The organism is Streptomyces sp. NPDC104761 (assembly GCF_055583445.1).
On sequence record NZ_JBVJNZ010000006.1, the window covers coordinates 61,066 to 78,327 of the forward strand.

A 17,262-nucleotide genomic window follows, 5' to 3' on the forward strand; every position below is an offset into this window, starting at 1 on the left:
AGACACCCTCATGGCTCAGCGCTACGACTCCATCCGCACCGCCTCCTGGCTGCCCGCCTCACATGACGCCTCGCTGACGGGGCGGTACCGCGCTCTGCCCTTTCCGGAGCAGTGGCGCGGTCCGCTGCTCGCGCTGTGCAACGCGGGCCGCGACAAGCCGCTGGAGACGGTACCCACCTTCCGTATGGACCAGGTGATCCAGACGCTCGCACCCGACGTACTGGTGCGTCCTCGCCCCTCCGCGTACAGGGGCGAGAACCCGGATTTCTGGCTGTACGCCCCGGACGACATCCCCGATCCGCTGCCGACTGAGGCTTTCCGGGCTCTCGTCGGAGCCTGGTTGAAGGATCTGCGTCCGGAGCGCGAGTACCGCTCTCTGCTGAGCGAGACCCGCGAGGCGCTCTTCGAGGACCCTCCCGAGTGGCAGGAAGGTGTCGAGGTGGAGTTGCTACGCTGCCCGCCCGCCGCCGGTGGCACGGCAGCCCCGGATCCCCGGCAGTTCCAGCTGACGACGGACTGGCTGGCCCGGCGGCTCCTCGAACAGCTCGAACCGTACGACTACGGGGCGGGCCGGCTGCGCTTCAGCGCCATGCCGCGCGGGCCCCGCGATCAAGGTGCCGAGTTGGTGTCACAGGCGCTGAAGCACGAGGGCAGCCGGGGCTCCGAGTGGTTCTCCGTCGTTCTAAACATCACGCTCCAGACGGTGCCGTTCGACCCGCTGCCCCGCTTCCACCTGCACACCCACATCCGGCGCTACGCCACCCGGGTGGGCGCCAGGTCCGGGCGGCTCTATCTGCCGTACGGCCGCAGGACCACGGTCCTGCTGCGCCCCCGGGTGCCGTGGCTGCCCGGGGCCCCGGCGAGCGAACGCTTCGCGCTGGCCCGGCTCGCGTGGGACAAGGGCGGCCACGACTGGGTGGGCGGCGGGCCTGCCGGGATGCTGCGCAGCATGTCCCTGACCGAGTCATTCCCCGACGCCGCGTCCATCCTCACCGCCCCGGCCGAGTGGCTGGAGGACGGGATGCGGGCCGCCGTCGTCCACAGCACCGCGATGGGGTCGCACGAGGTGGGCACCGGTCTGATGCCCGACCAGCGCTCCCGGATCGTCGAGTGGGCCGAAGTGGCACTGCCGGCTCAGCTGCGCCCGGCGCCGGCCTTGGTGCACACGCGCCTATCCGGGAGCACTCCCGCGAATCCGCGCCAGGAACCGTCGGATGCGACGAAGAAGGCCATGGAGGAGCGGCAGCGGACGGAGGCCCGCAGGAAGGGCGCCGCCTTCGCCCTGCGCTGCCTGAGCCCGGACGCGGATCCCGACGCACTGCCCTTGCTGGAGACCAGGTTGTTCTGGCAGACACCCGCAATGCGCGACACCGCAGTGGCCGCGCTGATCGCCCATCTCGGCCTCAAGGGAGACGGAGGGGCGCCGGAGGAGACACACGCCTACGAGAGCACCGTCGTGCTGGAGTGGCAGACCCCGGAGCTCATGGTTCGGCTGCACTGTCGCAAGCTCGCCCGCTCGCTGGGCCACGACCTGGCGCTGCCCGAGGCGTCCTGGCACTCACGTGAAGCGGTGACCACCGCGCTCGGCGCCCGGCGGCGGGAGATGGCGGCTTTCGTGGCGGAAGACCCCCCCTCTTCCGTTCCGTCCCTCGCCCTGGTGGAGATCGACCGGGCCGCGGACTTCACCTCCCCCGACCACGACGCCAAGTTCGCTGTGCGGCTCGGTTGCGCGGACGCCGGTGTGCTCACCCAGTTCATGGCGGTGCCGAAGAAGGCCAAGGGCTACAACAGCGAGAAGAACAAGGACTTCCGCGCGGCCAAGGCGTGGGACGACGGTCTGCGGCAGCTCGGCGTACGGGTCCACCCCGAGCACAGTCTCGGTGAGCGGCTCCCTTCGGGTATGCGGTACGCAGCCGTGTGGATGGTCCGCAAGAACCGCCGCAGCCGTACGCGCTGGGCCGGGCATGTGCCGGTCGCGGTACTCGTCACACCCGAGGCGTCCGGGCAGGGCCTGGCCCGGGTGGAGGGCTGGGACGACGAGGGCCGGGCCTGGGTGCCGTATCCGGTGATGCTGCTGCGGCTGACCAGGCGCGCGGAGGTACCGACCGCAGGCACAGTGCCCGCCCCGCGCGACGGCAGCACTCCGGCCACTCGCCACCCTTCGTGGTGGGCGGACATGGCCGAGCAGCGCCGAGCCACCGAGGAGTGGATGCAGAGGGTGCGCCGCTCTCTGCGCGGTACGCCGACGATGTTGCTGGCCCACGGCCAGAACATGCGCTCGCACTGGACCTGGCTGCAGGACAGCAAGGTGGTGGCCGACAAGTTCCGTGACGGTCACGCGCCCGCCCGTCGCCTCGATCCGGATCTGCGGCTGGTTCGGGTACGGACGTCACGCGGGCGGGAAACGGCGCAGTGGTGGGGCGTAAACCCAGACGGGGCGAACGGCCTCGCGGCCCATCTGTGGACAGCCCCTACGGCCGCCCCGGAAACGGCCCGCGTCTTCTGGTCCACAACCCCGAAGGCCCGGACCTTCAAACTGTCGGTGGCCGCCGACAAGCTTGCCCCCCGAGTGAACACGAAAGGGAAGCTGACCGTTGACACCGACAAGGCCGCGTGGAATCCGGGTCTCGTGGAGCTGACAGTACTCGGCTGTCATCCCGAGGACGACGACTCTCCCGAGGCCCTGGCACTCGCAGCGCACCAGCTCCGTCAGGCGCCCGATCTGCCAGACGCGCTGAGTCTGCCTCTGCCCCTGCATCTCGCCGGTCTTGCGCAGGAGTATGTCCTGCCCACCCGAGCCGCAGAGGACGAGCGCCCCTCGTCGGATGCCACGGCCGATGCCTCACCGGATGCCGGGGCAGCCCCGGGGCTGGAGCGGGAGCCGGAACCGCACGACGAGCAGGAGCAGTTGGCCCTGTTCGACGAGACAGCAACCCAAATATCGCAACGGTAGGTCCACTTCATCCGCGTTCGCACCGAACCATCCGCTAGCTCCGGGGACTGCGCCCCGGAGCTGGGGCTCGTAAGGCCTATGGCTTCAGCTGGACGATCGACTCAATTGCCAGCTCGGCTCGTTTCACTTGTGCGTTGCTCTGTTCCCATGTTCTGGGCCCCTTGCCCATGACTCGAACCTGCAGCCAACGGCCGAGCCCTCTTCTCTGGGCCTGTACCGGCTCCTCGTAGGCAAGCGCGGCCTGTGTCGATGTGACGGGCAGAAACCCGGGGGGGGTGGACCATCGTATGGGAACCACCGAGGCCAGCGGTCGGGCGGCGGAGGTAGCTCTCGGCGTCACGCCCTCAAGTAAGCGAGGACCGCCAGCACCCTTCGGTGGGTCTCCTCCGCCGGAGGCAGGTTCAGCTTGGTGAGGATGCTGCTGATGTGCTTGCCGACGGCTGCCTCGGACACGACCAGTTCGCGGGCGATCGCCCCGTTCGACTTTCCTTCGGCGATCAGAGCCAGGACCTCCCGCTCGCGTGGGGTGAGCTGCTCCAGCGGATCGCGGCGCCGGCGCAGCAGCTGTCGTACGACTTCGGGATCGACGACGGTGCCGCCGCCCGCGACCTCCCACAGGGCGTCGATGAACTCCTCGACCTGTCCTACCCGGTCCTTGAGCAGATAGCCGACGCCCGTTCCGTCGCCGGAGTCCAGCAGTTCGGAGGCGTACGTCCGCTGCACATACTGGCTGAGGACCAAGACCGGCAGGGTGGGCCGCTTCTCGCGCAGCCGTATCGCCGCGTGCAGTCCCTCGTCCTGGAAGCCCGGCGGCATACGCACGTCCGTCACCACGATGTCGGGGGGGTGCTCCTCGACCGCGGCGATCAGCGTCGTGGCATCCCCTACGGCCGCGACCACCTCGTGGCCGCAGCGGCGGAGCAATCCGATGAGTCCCTCCCGCAACAGTACGCTGTCCTCGGCCAGTACTACACGGAGCGATCGGTCCGTTCGCAAGGAAACTCCACACGCAACAGGGTCGGTCCGCCGGGCGGACTGGACAGGGAAAGTCTGCCATCCAGCACCGACACCCGGTCCGCAAGACCGGTCAGCCCACTGCCGGTTCCGGCCTCCGCGCCGCCCCGGCCGTCGTCCCGCACCAGCAGGAACAGTCGCCCTTCACGGTGGCCACCTGTCACCTCCGCTCGGCTCGCCCCGCTGTGCTTGGCAATGTTGGCGAGGGCTTCGCAGACCACGAAGTACGCGGCCGACTCCACCGCCAGGGGCAGCCGTCCGGGCAGTTCCAGGTCGACGTCCACGGGCACCGTGGAGCGGTCCGCGGCGTCGGCGACCGCTGCTTCGAGGCCGTAGTCCGTGAGCACCTTGGGGTGGATGCCGTGGATGAGTTCGCGCAGTTCCGCGAGGGCCTTGCCCGCCTCCTCGTGGGCCCTGGCGAGCTGGTCGGCGAGTGGTCCGGGCGGGACGTCCAGGCGGGCCAGGCCGAGCGTCATCGTCAGCGCCACGAGCCGCTGCTGCGCCCCGTCGTGCAGGTCGCGCTCGATGCGCCGCCGCTCGGCCTCGAAGGCGTCCACCAGGCGGACGCGCGAGCGCGTCAGTTCGACGACTCTGGCCCCCAGATCACCCTCGCGCGGCGCGATCAGCAGACGCGTCAGTTCGGCCCGGGCGCCGGCCGCGACTCCCAGCAGATAGCCGCCCAGGACCAGGGCCAGCAGCCCGAGTACGGCGATACCGAAGGCCGTTGGCCAAGTGGTGACCGTCCATGCCTTGAGCACCTTGGTCTCCTGGCCGTCACCGACCGTGGCCATCAGCAGCGGTGTCGCCACCAAGGCCAGCGGGACGAGCAGGCCGACCGTGATCGCGACGGCGTCGACCGGCCACAGCAGCCCGGCGAAGAGAAAGGCGTAGCCGAGCTCCCGCCAGGTCGTCTGTTCCCTCAGGCGTGTGGCCACCCAGGACCACAGCCCCCTCGCGGCAGGCGTGCGGTGCCAGTCCTGAGCCGGGTCCCGGTCGATCAGGGCCAGCCTGTGCCGCTCCGCCCAGGCGACGGGGATTCCGGCGAGGGCCACGACGACGAGCAGAGGAAGCCCCACCAGCACGATCGCCAGTGCGCCGCTCACCGCCACAGCTCCCAGGAGCCCCACGAGGGCGACGACGCCGGCCGACACCCCGGTGAGCAGATAGCCGACCGAACGCCACGGCCACGACGACAGCAGGAAGCCCGGCCGGGACATGGCCTGCCACACATTGCGAGGGTGCATGAGCGCCACCGTAGAAGGCCCGGACCGCCGGTGCCATCGGTTCAGCGTGAGCCCGGAGGGTAGGGCCAGCACTACCTTCGGGGGTGGGGCCGCGGGTCACGGCGCACTCTTCGCAGGCTCTTGCCAGCGCAACCTGCTGCCAACCCGAAGGCAGGATTCCGCCAGTTCGTGGGCCAACCATTGGCCAGAGAACGACGCTTCGGCGTTCCGAGCCGACCGGGTCGCCCTGTGCGGCCCAGGTCGCATCGAGGTGGGGGATGACTCATGGAATTCCGGCTTCTCGGACCGGTGGAGGCAAGAGACGGAGCACGGCGCATCCCGCTCTCGGGCTCCAAGGTGCACACGGTGCTGGCCGTGCTGCTGCTCGCCCGCGGCCGGGTCGTCAGCGACGAGCGACTGAGCGGGCTGCTGTGGGGATGGAGTCCGCCCACGACGATGAACGCCCAGATCTACACGTACGTGTCGCGGCTGAGGAAGCACCTCGGCCCCCACGTCGACCTGATCCGCAGGCAGCCCGGTTACCAGCTGGTCGCCGCCGACGCGCAGGTCGACGTGGTCGAGTTCGAGCGCCTGGAGCGGTTGGGCCGCAAAGCGCTGGAAGACCGGCGGTTCGAGGAGGCGGCCGGTGCCCTGCGGCGCGCGCTCGATCTGTGGCACGGCCCGGCACTGGCCAATGTGACGCCGTTTCTCACCGAGGCGGAACTGCCGCGGCTGGAGGAGGCGCGGACCGGTGCCCTGGAGCACCGCATCGACGCCGATCTCGAACTTGCCCGGCACGAAGGGCTCGTCCCCGAACTCACCGGCCTGGTGGCCCAGTTCCCGGTACGGGAGCGGCTGCGGGCCCAGCTGATGACCGCCCTCTACCGGTGCGGGCGTCAGGCCGATGCGCTTCAGGTGTTCCAGGAGGGCCGCCAGGTGCTCGCCGAGGAACTCGGTGTGGACCCCGGCCACGACCTGACGACCACCCATCAGGCGCTGCTCAGCGGGGAGTTGAGCCTGCTGCTGGAGCCCGCGTCGACGGGTGTGTCGCTGCGGTCGCCACACGCCGCGCCGCCGGTCATGGTGCCGCCCGCGCTCGCCGACTTCACCGGCAGGCAGAGCCAACTGGCCGAGCTGTGCGCCCGGCTGGAGCCCGCCCCCGGGCGTTCTCGTGCCGCTGCCCGGGCGCGCCGCATATTGATCACCGGTATGGCGGGGGTCGGTAAGACCGCGCTCGCCGTACAGGCCGCGCACGCCGTGGCCGACGAGTTTCCCGACGGCCTGCTCCACGTCCGGCTGCGTCGCGAGGACGGCACGGTCAAGGACTGCGCCGCCGCCCTCAGGCAGTTGCTGCGAGCGCTCGGAGAACCCTGTGACGACACGTCGGCGCTCGGCGGAGGTCCCGAGCAACTGGACGACCTGATCCGCCGCTACCGCACCCGTACGGTGGGGCGCCGACTGCTGATCCTGCTGGACGACGCGACGAACGAGTTCCGTCTCGACGCGCTGCTTCCGGCCACGAACGACGCAGCCGTCGTCGTCACCAGCCGCAGCAGGCTCTTCACGATGCCCGGCTTCCGTACCATCGCACTCGACCCCTTGGGGACCTCGGAGTCGCTCGACCTGCTCGCGGCCGTCGCCGGAAGGCCGCGCATCCTGGTCGAACCCGACGCCGCCGGTGTCATCGCCCATGCGTGCGGCGGACTGCCGCTCGCCCTGCGGGCCGCCGCGACCCGGCTGGCCGCGCGTCCCCACTGGCCCGTGGCCCGGCTCGCCCGGCGCCTGTCCGATCCGGCCGTGCGTGTCGAGGAGTTGCGTACCGGCGACCTGGACGTACCCCGGAGTCTCGGCTCGGCCCTACGGCACCTGCCGGTCGTCGAACAGGAGTTGGCCTGCGCCCTGGCACCGGGGGCCGACGGGACGTTCGGCGCGGCCGCCGCCGAGGAGTTCGGCCTGCCCGAGGAGCCGGCCGAGGAACTCCTGGAGCGGCTGGTCGAGAAATCGGTGCTGGAGCTGGCGGGCATCGACGGGGACGGCGCGCCCCTGTACCGCTTCCACGAGCTGATGCGGCTCGTCGCGGCAGGTCCGCGCGAGTGCCGGGCGGACGTGAGGCTGACCAGGGTGAGCTGAACCGAGTGCCGCGGGTAGGCCTGGCCCTACCCCAAGTGTCGCTCCTGCCGCAGTGCGCCGCGGTGCCCCGGCGCGGTTTCGTGGAGTCATCGAGCGGACGAGAGAGGCGGCGCCCTGATGACGGGATGGCTCGCGGAGCACATGATGGCGCACGGGAGCTTCGGCATCCTCGCCGCGGTGCTGCTGCTGCCCGCGCTGGAAGCGGCGCTGCCGATGGTGGGCGCGCTGCTGCCGGGGCAGACGGCGGTGGTCCTGGGCGGCGCGCTCGCCTGCAGGGGCCACGTCACCGTCGAGGCGGCGCTGCTCACCGCGGTCGCCGGAGCGGTCCTGGGCAACGTCGCGGGATACGCGGTCGGACGCCGGTGGCAGGCGCGGGCGCTGGCTCCCCTGCGGGACCGCAACCGCCGACGCCGGTACACCGAACGGGCCCTCGGTCTGATCGAACGGCACGGCGGCTGCGCGGTGTTCGTGGCACGCTTCACGGCGGTGCTGCGCACGCTCGTGCCCACCCTGTGCGGGGCGACCCGCATGCCCGTGCGGCGCTATCTCCTCTGGTCGGTGGTCAGCAGCGCGGTGTGGGCACCGGCCTTCGTCCTGATCGGTTACCTGCTGGGGGGCGCCGGCCCCGGGTGAGTCCCCGGTGCCCAAGGTCCCCGCGGGGCTTTCCCTTCGCACAACGTGCTGCCCGTGCAGCCGGCTGCCACACGCCACGCCGGGCCGACCCCCTGGGCGACCCCCGACAACGCCGTACCGAACGCCCATCCGTCCCGCCTGACACGCGGGAGGACCGAACCGAACAAGTAGGGACAGTAGGGAAAGATGAACAAGGACGCGATCCAGTTGCGCTCCGTCAGCAGGCGATACGGGTCGGGCGACAGCGCGGTGACAGCGCTCGACCAGGTCTCGCTCGCCTTTCCGGCGGGAACGTTCACCGCCGTCATGGGCCCCTCCGGCTCGGGCAAGTCGACCCTGCTGCAGTGCGCCGCAGGCCTTGACCGCCCCACGTCGGGGTCGGTCACCGTGGGCGACACCGAGCTGACGAAGCTGAACGAGACCAAGCTGACCCTGTTGCGGCGCGACCGCATCGGGTTCGTCTTCCAGTCGTTCAACCTGCTGCCGTCCCTGACCGCCGAGCAGAACGTGGCGCTGCCGCTGCGGCTCGCCGGCAGCCGCCCGTCCAGGGCCCGGGTGCGCGAGGTGCTCGACCAGGTCGGCCTGGCCGACAGGGCTGGCCACCGGCCGACCGAGCTGTCCGGCGGCCAGCAGCAGCGGGTCGCCCTCGCCCGCGCCCTGATCACCCGCCCCGAGGTGCTTTTCGCCGACGAACCGACCGGTGCCCTCGACTCACAGACCAGCCGCGAGGTGCTGGAGCTGCTGCGCGACATGGTCGACGGCGAGGGCCAGACGGTCATCATGGTCACGCACGACCCGGTGGCCGCGTCGTACGCCGACCGTGTCGTCTTCTTCGTCGACGGACGGGTCAACGGCGAGATGGTCGGGGCGAGCGCCGACGACATCGCCACGCGCATGACCAAGCTGGAGGCCGCGCCGTGCTGAGTGTCGCCCTGCGCACCCTGCGCACCCGCTGGATCACCTTCGTCGGCAGCTTCGTCGCGCTGTCGCTCGGTGTCGCGCTGATCGCCGTGATGGGCCTGGCCCTCGCCTCGTCGCTGAAGGCGCCCGACCGCGCGCCGGAACGGTTCGCCGCCGCACCGGTCGTGGTCAAGGGAGCGGACAGCCTGCGGGTGTCCACCTCGATCGGCGAGCGGGTGCAGAAGCTCGCCCAGCCGCGCTCCGTGCCGCCCGAGACCGTCGCGAAGCTGAGGAAACTCGGCACTGTCGTCCAGGACCGGTCGTTCGCCGTACGGGCCCGGGGTGGGCCGGGCGACCTGGTCGGTCACCCCTGGTCCACCGCCGCCTTCGCCCCTTACAAGCTCGACGCGGGTCGCGCCCCCCGCTCGGCCGACGAGGTCGTCGTCAGCGGCGGCTGGGCGAAACCCGGCGAGCAGGTGCGGACCGATCACGGCACCGTGCGGGTGGTCGGAGCCGTCGCCCCGCGAGGTTTCGAGCACGCCCTCTTCTACACCGACGCACGCGCCGCCCAACTGTCGCCGAAGAGTACCCAGTTGGTCGTGGATGCAGACGCGGCCGCCGTACGCGCGGCGGTGCAGGGCAGCGACGGCGTGCGGGTTCTCACCGGTGCCGGACGCCGCTACGCCGACGCGGATCCCGACCGGGACAAGGAGGCCCTCGTCGCGATGAACGCCATGTTCGGCACCGCGGGCGGCGTCACCACCTTCGTGTCGGTCTTCGTGGTGGCGTCCACCTTCGCGTTCTCGGTCGCGCAGCGGCGCCGCGAGTTCGGGCTGCTGCGCACGGCAGGGGCGACTCCGGGGCAGATCCGCAGGATGGTGTTCGCCGAGGCCTTCTTGGTCGGTGTGCTCGCCTCGGCCACCGGGTGCGTGCTCGGCGCGTACGGCGCGCCCCGGCTGGCGACGTGGGTGGTCGACGGCGGCCTCGCCCCGAGCTGGTTCCGGATCGGCGCCGCCACCTGGCCGTACTACATGGCTTTCGGGACGGGGCTGGTCGTCGCGCTGTGCGGCGTGGTGGCCGCGTCCTGGCGGGCGGGCCGCACCGGGCCCACCCAGGCGCTGCGCGAGGCGTCCGTGGACACCCGGACGATGACGTGGGGCCGCTGGCTGTTCGGCGCGGGGCTGCTGCTGACCGCCGTCGTGACCCTGGCCCTGGCGCTGTTCAGCGGCCCGGGTGACCTGTTGCACCGCAAGACCTATGTGAGCCGGCCGATGCTGCTGATCACCGCTGTGGCACTCCTCGCGCCGGTGGTGGTGCGCCCGCTGACCCGGCTGCTCGCCTGGCTTCCGGCCCAGTTGCCCGGTGCCGGCGGCATGCTGGTGCGGGAGAACGCCGCCGCCGGTGTGCGGCGCACCGCCGCGATCGCGGCGCCGGTCCTGGTCACGGTCGCTCTCGCGGGCTCGCTGCTCGGTGCCACCGCTACGCTGAACGAGGCCAAGGCCACCGAGACGCGTCAGCAGACAGCCGCCGCCTTCGTCGTCGCCCCGGCGGGCGACGCGGGATTCGACGCGGCGAGCCTGCGGAAGCTGCGCGCCGTGCCCGGCGCCGAGGTGTCCCCCACCTCGTCGAGTGCCGTCTACGTCCTGGAGGACGGCGTGTCCCTCAGCAGGGACGAGGCCCACGCGGCGGACCCCGGTCCGCTCACCGCCACCACCCGGCTGCCGATCGCGTCCGGCAGGGCGAGCGACCTCGACGACGGCTCGATCATCGTCAACGAGGAGTGGCAGCAGCACACCGTCGGACAGCGGGTGCGGGTGTGGCTCGGTGACGGTACGCAGAAGACACTGCGGATCGCCGCAGTGATGACCGCCGGGACCGGTGACAACGGCGTCTACGTCACGCCGCGCAACGCCCCGGGCGCGGCCGTCGACCGGGTCGACGTGGCCGTTCGGCACGGCGCCGACGCGAGGGCCGTGGCCGCCGGACTGCGTTCCGCGGTGCGGGCCTCGGGCGGACAGGTCTTCACCAAGGGCCAGTGGGTGCAGGCCAGTTACCCCGAGACGAACCGGACGACCCGGATGGGCTTCCTGCTGGTCCTCGGCATCGCGCTGCTCTACACCGGTATCTCGCTGGCCAACACCATGGTCATGGCGACGTCGGACCGGGTGCGCGACCTGGCGGTGCTGCGGCTGGCCGGGGCCACCCGGTGGCAGGTACTGCGGTTGGTGGGCGCCGAGGCGCTGATGGTCGTGGCGGTCGGCGGAGTGCTCGGACTGCTCGTCGCCGTGCTCAACCTGGCGGGCATGTGGAGTGCCCTGGGCCTGTTGTCGGTGTGGACCACGATCCAGGTCCCCTGGACGGCCATCGGCACGGCAGTGGGCGCCTGCGCGCTGCTGGCCGTGGTCTCGTCCGTCGCCCCCGCCTCGGTCGCCCTGCGCCGCCGGGCGGTGGAGCTGGCGGGCGTCCGGGAGTGACCCGCTGACCCGGCGCCGGACGGTACGTTCCCCCGCCCCGGCCGGCGCCGGCCCTCCGCGCCGCGCGGCATCCATCCCCCGTGGCCCGCGCCGCGGAGCACCGACGGCCGGGACGCCTCTGGCAGAGCGTCCCGGCCGTCCGATGTGTCAGGGGCCGGTCCTTCGGGGAGCAGCCGGCCGCGAGAGTGCGGAGGGCGGACGACGGAGACGGCCGGGCGCTCCCTCTCGGGAGCGCCCGGCCGTCTCGTGCGAACAGGACCCGCGTGCCGAGCGGGCCCACGCCGTGCGGCGGGGTCCTTGTGTCAGCTCGTTGCAGCGGCCGCCACGTCGGACAGTTCGGCCATCGCCACCGCGATCTTCCGGGGGCCGGTGAACGGCTCCCGGCCGTGCGCGGCGAGCATGTTGTCCACGATCAGGACGTCGTCGCGCTGCCAGTCGAAGCGCGTCGTCGCCGAGCGGTAGGCGTCCCGCAGGTGCGCCACTGTCTCGTCGGGGACGGGCCCGCCGTCACCGAAGTACGTGTTCGTGGGCAGGTCCTCGTCGGCGAAGATCTCCCGCAGCCCTTCCCGCACCTCCGGTGCCAGCGAGGTGACGTGCCAGAACGTGGCGTGGTTGAACCACACCTCCTCGCCGGAGACCGGGTGGCGACGCACCACGGGCCGGACGGCCGTGGTGCGCAGGCCGCCGTCCGGGCGCCATTCGGCCGTGATGCCCTTGTCCCGGCAGTACGCCACGACCGCGTCCCGGTCGCCGGTGCCGAACGCCTCCTGCCACGGCACGCCGAAGTCCCCGTGGAAGTTGCGCACCACGCGCCAGCCACCGCGCCGGACGAACTCCTCGCGCACCCCGGGATCGATGGCCCGGTACACCTCGCGGATGTCCGCGAGCGGCGTCGCGCCCTGGGTGTGCGCGGGCTCGATGCAGTAGAAGTACAGCGTGTTGGGCCAGACCGCCTGGTACGAGTTCTCGTTGTGCAGGAAGATCTCCTCGTCGGCGGGATAGTCCGTGGACGTGTAGACCTGCCCCTTGATCGTGGAGCGCGGTGAGGACCGCTCGGCGTAGGTCAGCGGAGCGCTGCCGGAGAACGCGTGCACCACCGCGTCGAACCCGTCGACGCCTCCGACCTCGAAGCCGCGCAGCAGAATCGCCCCGCGCTCGCCGAGCACCGTCCGCAGCTTCTCGCGGCGGGTGCGAATGAAATCGTGGACCGGAGTGCCCGGCTCTCCGGTGTACTCGATCGCGGTCATCGGACCCCTGCCTCTCTCGTATGCGCGGTGTCTGCCCAGCCGTCCGTGGTGCCGGAGTAGTGCCGGACCACGACGGGCCCGGCCCGGCCCGTCCCCCGGGCGAGTGCCGCGAAGACGCCCTCGGTCACCGGCAGGTCCTGCACCAGCCAGGTGCCGGGGCCGGTGCCTTCGGCGCAGGTGACCAGCACCGGGTCGTCCTCGGCGGGCTGTGTGTCGACGCCGGTGAGGTCGGTGGCGATGCCGACGCCGACCGCCTTGACCACGGCCTCCTTCCGCGTCCAGCACCGGAAGAAGGCATGCCTGCGTGCCGTGTCGTCCCGCGCGGCCCGTACGTGTGCGAGTTCGGAGGCGCTCATCACGAACCGGGAGGCACCGTCCACGTCCAGCGGACGGCCGCTCTCCAGGTCCACGCCGACCCGTTGCCCGGCGGCCACGGCGAGCAGCCAGTGCGGGCCGGAGCGCGAGAGGCTGAAGTCCAGGTCGGTGGGCGGCCAGTCGATCCGGGGCCGGCCGTGCCCCGGGTGGGCGCAGCGCGGACACGGACGCCTGCCGAAGACCACGTCGCGCGGTGGCACACCGAGGTATCCGGCGAGCACCCGGCGCATGGCCGTGTGGGCGGCCGCGTACCGCAGCGCGGCCGTGGCCGGCAGGCGCCGGACTTTCCGCGACTCCTCGTCGGACACCAGTGCGGTGTCGCCCGGCCCGAACGCGTCGGGGGTCCGGCCACGCCAGACGTGGACCGCACCACCGTCCCTGAGCGATGCGTATGCGACGTCGTTCATCGCCTCAGTCCGACATCGCGACCAGGATCCGGCGGTCGCCGGTGAACGGGCGGCGGCCGTGGGCGAGCCAGACGTTGTCGATGAGCAGGAGGTCACCGGTGTGCCAGTCGACGTCGACGGCGTGGTCCAGGCCGCGGTCGCGGATCTGGACGACGTACTCGGCGGGAATGGGGCTGCCGTCGGCGAAGGTGACGTTCTGCGGCAGGTCGTCCTCGGGCATGATCTGCGCCAGGGCGGCCGCCGTGTCGTCGCCGAGGCCGGCGGGGTGCCACTGGTCGGCCTGGTTGAACCACACCTCGGTGCCGGTGACCGGGTGCCGGGTGGTGGCCGGACGCACCGAGGAGACGCGGATGCCGCCGTCGGCCTTCCACTCCCAGTCGGCGCCGGTCGGGGCGAGGAACGCCTCCACCTCCTCGCGGCTGGTCGTCTCGAAAGTGTCCTGCCAGCTCTTGCCCAGGCCATAACCGTCGTGCAGGTTCTGCACATAACGCACCCCGGCCGCGAAGGCCTCGCGCACCTCGGAGTCCAGGGACTCGAGCCACAGCGCGGCGTCGACGACCGGGGTGGCGCCGCCGCCGCCCGGCTGGACCTGACAGTAGAAGGCGAGGCGGGCCGGCCAGGAGTGGGCGTAGCTCATCTCGTTGTGCATGGAGATGGTGAACTCCTGCGGGTACTCGGTGGAGGTGTAGACGTTGCTGCCGACCTTGGTGCGGGGCGAGTTGCCGTGCACATAGGCAAGGCGGTTCGGCAGCAGTCGGTCGAGCACCTTGTCGAGGCACTCGTGCGTGACCTCGAATCCCCGGAACACCAGCCCCTTCTCCTCGGTGAGCATCCGGGTGAGCTCCCCCGGCCCCATGTCGTCGAGCCGGTCGGTCAGTTCGTCGACGCCGCCGACGCCTTCGGACTCGATCTCAAGGGGCGTCCAGATGTTCGTCTGCGTCATGGTTCATGCCTCCAGGTCCTTGGTGATGTCGGCGACCAGCTCGGCCTCCCGTGCGGCGAGGTAGAAGTGGTCGCCCGGGTAGGTGCGCAGGGCGAAGTCCTGGGCGCGGGTCAGCTCGGACCAGGCCAGTACGTCGTCTCGGTCGCAGCCCGGGTCGTCGAGCCCGAGGCATGCGGTGATCGGAGCGCGGGTCGGCACAGGCGGTGCCGAGGGGCGGTAGCCCTCGATGAGCCGGTAGTCGGCACGCAGCGCGGGCAGCAGTAGTTCGCGCAGCTCCGGGATGTCGTAGGCCTCCGAACCCAGCGAGCCCAGCCGGCGCACCCCGGCCACCAGTTCGTCGTCGTGGCGCAGGTGCAGCCCGGTGCGCCGGGAGCGGTGCGGCGCGGAGCGGGCCGAGACCACCAGGCGCCGCGGGACGACCTCGTGCCGGTTCTCCAGCCGGAGGGCGGTCTCATAGGCGACGGACGCGCCCATGCTGTGCCCGAACAGGGCGATGGGCCGGTCGAGGTGGGGCAGCAGCGCGGCGGTGACGGCGTCGGCGAGCGTGGCCATGTCCTCGACGAAGGGCTCGGCCAGCCGCTCCTGACGGCCCGGACAGCAGACCGCGAGCAGTTCCACGTCGTCCGGCAGACGGGCCGGCCAGCTGTGGAAGAGCTGGGCGTTGCCGCCCGCGTGCGGGAAGCACACGAGGCGGATCCGGGGCGCCCGGCCGGACGCGGCGCGGTAGGTCCGCAGCCACGGGTCGCTGCGCACGGGCCGGTCAGCCGGCCGCGTCGGTGTCGGTCCCGTCATCCGGGATCTCTCCTTTCAAGCCCGGTGCCACTGCGACGAGCACGGCCAGTACGGCCATGGCGGCGGCGATCACGCGGACCGTGGGCAGGGCGCCCCAGGCGGCGAGGAGCAGCCCTCCCCCGAACGAGCCGAGCGCGTTGGTCCCGGAGCCGATGAGCCCCGCGGTGGCGGCGACCCGACCCTGGAGCTCGTCCGGAGTGGTGCGCACCTGGTAGACGGCGGCGGCCACGTTGAACACGGCGCCCACGAACCCGGTGCCCGCGTACAGCGCGCCGAGCGGCACGGGTCCCCGGGTGAATCCCATGGCTCCGATCAGCACCGCCCATACGACGGCCCCGCCGATCAGCAGCGTGCGCTGACGCGTCCGGCGCTGGATCCGGCCGCCCACGAGCGCTCCGCACAGACCGCCGACGCCTCCGATACCCAGGACGATCGCGAGGGTCGCCGAGGGCATCCCCGCCTCCTTGATCCGCAGGATCAGGGCGAGGGCGAGCATCTGGAACAGGATGTTGGTGCCGGCGACATAGCCGAACGCCGCGCGCAGGAACCGCTGTCGCCACAGCCAGCGCATCCCCTCGGCGACCTCGCCGGCCATGCGGCGCCGGCTGCCGGGGTCGGTGCGTTCCTGCTGGAAGTCCTTGCGGATGAGCAGCAGGCTGACGGCGGAGACGAGGTAGCCCAGGGCGCCGAAGCCGAACGGCACCCAGCGGCCCGCCGACTGCAGCAGTACGCCACCGGGCTGGCCGAGCAGCCCCGCCGCCCGCCCTCGTGCCTCGTTCTGCGCGAACGCCGTGGGCAGGTGCGCCGGGTGCACGATGTTGCGTACGGCTCCCCGCTCGGCAAGCCGGTAGAACACGGCGAGGGACGCCTCCACGAACGCCACGGCCGCCAGGTGGGCGACCGTCATCCGGCCCGCGGCGAGGGCGAGCGCCACGCTGCCCACCGCGGCGACCCGGCCGGTCTCGCACACCAGCATCAGCCGGCGCCGGTCCCAGCGGTCCACGAGGGCGCCGGCCGGCAACTGCACGAGCAGCAGCGGCAGCAGCGCCGCCGTGGACACCACGGACATGGCCAGCGGGGAGCCGGTGTGCCACAGCACGATCAGCGGATAGGCGACGGCTGTGACCCGGTTCGCCAGGAACGACATGCTCGCCCCCGACCACAGGAGCAGGAAGTCGCGGTTGCGGTGCAGCGGCGCGGTGGGGGTCCGGGCCGCCGGGCCGCTCCCGGCGCCTTCGAGAAGGGTCATGTCCTGCACCACTCGAGGACCGCCATCGCGCTGTGCATCTTGTTCTCAGCCTGCTGGAAGGCGACGCTGGCGGGGCCGTCGAGCACCTCGGCGGTGACCTCGTCGCCGCGGTGCGCAGGCAGGTCGTGCAGGAAGACGGCCTTCGGGCTGTTCTCCCACAACGTCTCGGTCACCTGGAACGGCGCGAACACCGCCCGCCAGCCGGGGTCGGGCTTGCTGGTGCCGGTGGTCTGCCAGCGCGTGGTGTACACCACGTCCAGGCCGGCCGGCAGGTCTGTCATGTCGTGGCGCTCGCGGAACACCGCGTCGTACCGGGCGGCCTGTTCGGTGGCACGCTCGCGGTAGTACGTGGGCAGGCCGTACCCCGGCGGCGTGCGCAGTTCGAACTCGACGCCCGAGAACCGGGTCAGGGCGAGGGACAGCGCGGTGGCGGTGTTGTTGCCCTCACCGACGTAGAGCACACGCAGTCCCTCGACCTGGCCGAACCGCCGCCGCAGGGTGGTCAGGTCGGTGAGCGCCTGGGTGGGGTGCTCGTCGGCACTCATCGCGTTGATCACGGCCATGCGCTCCTGAGCGGCCCAGGCGCGCATCTCGGCGGGGTCGTCCGCGGTCCGGGCGACCAGGACGTCGAGCATCCCGGACATCACACGGCCGGTGTCCTCACTGGTTTCACCGGTGTTGAGCTGGAGGTCGCCGGGTCCGTACGCGATGACCCGCGCGCCCAGGCGCAGAGCGCCGCTGGAGAAAGCGGTACGCGTCCGGGTCGAGGTCTTGCTGAAGTAGACACCCACGATGTCACCGGCGAGCGGGGCGGGCCGGCCGGCGGCGCCGGCCGAGAACTCGGCACCGCGGTCGACCAGCGCGTACAGGTCGGCGTCGTCGAGGTCGTCGATGGAGATCAGATGCCGTACGGAAGCCACGG

The 17,262-nt window shown here is 71.8% G+C and carries 13 protein-coding genes; 5 read left to right on the forward strand and 8 right to left on the reverse strand.

Annotated features, from left to right (window positions below; translation table 11 throughout):
• The first annotated feature begins 10 nt into the window (after positions 1–10).
• Positions 11–2,953 carry a pPIWI_RE module domain-containing protein gene (locus tag ACZ63F_RS18030; RefSeq protein ID WP_469712114.1) on the forward strand — a complete coding sequence of 981 codons (2,943 nt, stop codon included), beginning with the start codon at positions 11–13 and terminating at the stop codon, positions 2,951–2,953.
• Positions 2,954–3,289: 336 nt separating this feature from the next.
• Here ACZ63F_RS18030 and ACZ63F_RS18035 read toward each other — a convergent pair whose 3' ends face one another.
• Both ACZ63F_RS18035 and ACZ63F_RS18040 read right to left on the reverse strand, forming a co-directional pair.
• Entirely contained in the window at positions 3,290–3,949 is a 660-nt protein-coding gene (locus ACZ63F_RS18035) for a response regulator (RefSeq protein WP_450767209.1), read from the reverse strand.
• Positions 3,922–5,184, reverse strand: coding sequence for a sensor histidine kinase (locus tag ACZ63F_RS18040; RefSeq protein ID WP_469712507.1), 1,263 nt, complete (start codon positions 5,182–5,184; stop codon positions 3,922–3,924). The genes ACZ63F_RS18035 and ACZ63F_RS18040 overlap by 28 nt, the downstream gene beginning before the upstream one ends.
• Positions 5,185–5,475: 291 nt before the next feature.
• Here ACZ63F_RS18040 and ACZ63F_RS18045 point away from each other — a divergent pair, with 291 nt between their 5' ends.
• From ACZ63F_RS18045 to ACZ63F_RS18060, 4 genes are all read left to right on the forward strand, one after another.
• A complete protein-coding gene (locus ACZ63F_RS18045; RefSeq protein WP_469712116.1) occupies positions 5,476–7,320 on the forward strand; it encodes an AfsR/SARP family transcriptional regulator in 1,845 nt (614 codons plus the stop codon).
• Between the two features lie 117 nt (positions 7,321–7,437).
• Positions 7,438–7,953, forward strand: coding sequence for a DedA family protein (locus tag ACZ63F_RS18050; protein ID WP_450767205.1), 516 nt, complete (start codon positions 7,438–7,440; stop codon positions 7,951–7,953).
• Between the two features lie 186 nt (positions 7,954–8,139).
• A complete protein-coding gene (locus tag ACZ63F_RS18055) occupies positions 8,140–8,877 on the forward strand; it encodes an ABC transporter ATP-binding protein (protein ID WP_469712118.1) in 738 nt (245 codons plus the stop codon).
• Positions 8,871–11,327 carry an ABC transporter permease gene (locus ACZ63F_RS18060; RefSeq protein WP_469712120.1) on the forward strand — a complete coding sequence of 819 codons (2,457 nt, stop codon included), beginning with the start codon at positions 8,871–8,873 and terminating at the stop codon, positions 11,325–11,327. Before ACZ63F_RS18055 ends, ACZ63F_RS18060 begins: the two co-directional genes overlap by 7 nt.
• Positions 11,328–11,629: 302 nt before the next feature.
• Here ACZ63F_RS18060 and ACZ63F_RS18065 read toward each other — a convergent pair whose 3' ends face one another.
• The 6 genes from ACZ63F_RS18065 to ACZ63F_RS18090 are packed head-to-tail and all read right to left on the reverse strand — an operon-like array spanning position 11,630 to position 17,260.
• The gene (locus ACZ63F_RS18065; protein WP_450767199.1) at positions 11,630–12,574 is read right to left on the reverse strand and encodes a TauD/TfdA family dioxygenase; all 945 of its coding nucleotides are present in this window, start codon (positions 12,572–12,574) and stop codon (positions 11,630–11,632) included.
• Positions 12,571–13,356, reverse strand: a complete 786-nt coding sequence (locus tag ACZ63F_RS18070; protein ID WP_469712122.1) for a 4'-phosphopantetheinyl transferase family protein — start codon at positions 13,354–13,356, stop codon at positions 12,571–12,573. The genes ACZ63F_RS18065 and ACZ63F_RS18070 overlap by 4 nt, the downstream gene beginning before the upstream one ends.
• A gap of 4 nt (positions 13,357–13,360) precedes the next feature.
• Positions 13,361–14,299, reverse strand: a complete 939-nt coding sequence (locus ACZ63F_RS18075) for a TauD/TfdA family dioxygenase (protein ID WP_469712124.1) — start codon at positions 14,297–14,299, stop codon at positions 13,361–13,363.
• 3 nt (positions 14,300–14,302) lie between these two features.
• The gene (locus ACZ63F_RS18080; protein ID WP_469712125.1) at positions 14,303–15,091 is read right to left on the reverse strand and encodes a thioesterase II family protein; all 789 of its coding nucleotides are present in this window, start codon (positions 15,089–15,091) and stop codon (positions 14,303–14,305) included.
• The gene (locus tag ACZ63F_RS18085) at positions 15,060–16,340 is read right to left on the reverse strand and encodes an MFS transporter (RefSeq protein WP_469712127.1); all 1,281 of its coding nucleotides are present in this window, start codon (positions 16,338–16,340) and stop codon (positions 15,060–15,062) included. Before ACZ63F_RS18085 ends, ACZ63F_RS18080 begins: the two co-directional genes overlap by 32 nt.
• Positions 16,337–17,260: an ornithine carbamoyltransferase gene (locus ACZ63F_RS18090; RefSeq protein ID WP_469712129.1), complete on the reverse strand. Its 924-nt coding sequence runs from the start codon at positions 17,258–17,260 to the stop codon at positions 16,337–16,339. Before ACZ63F_RS18090 ends, ACZ63F_RS18085 begins: the two co-directional genes overlap by 4 nt.
• Positions 17,261–17,262 lie beyond the last annotated feature (2 nt).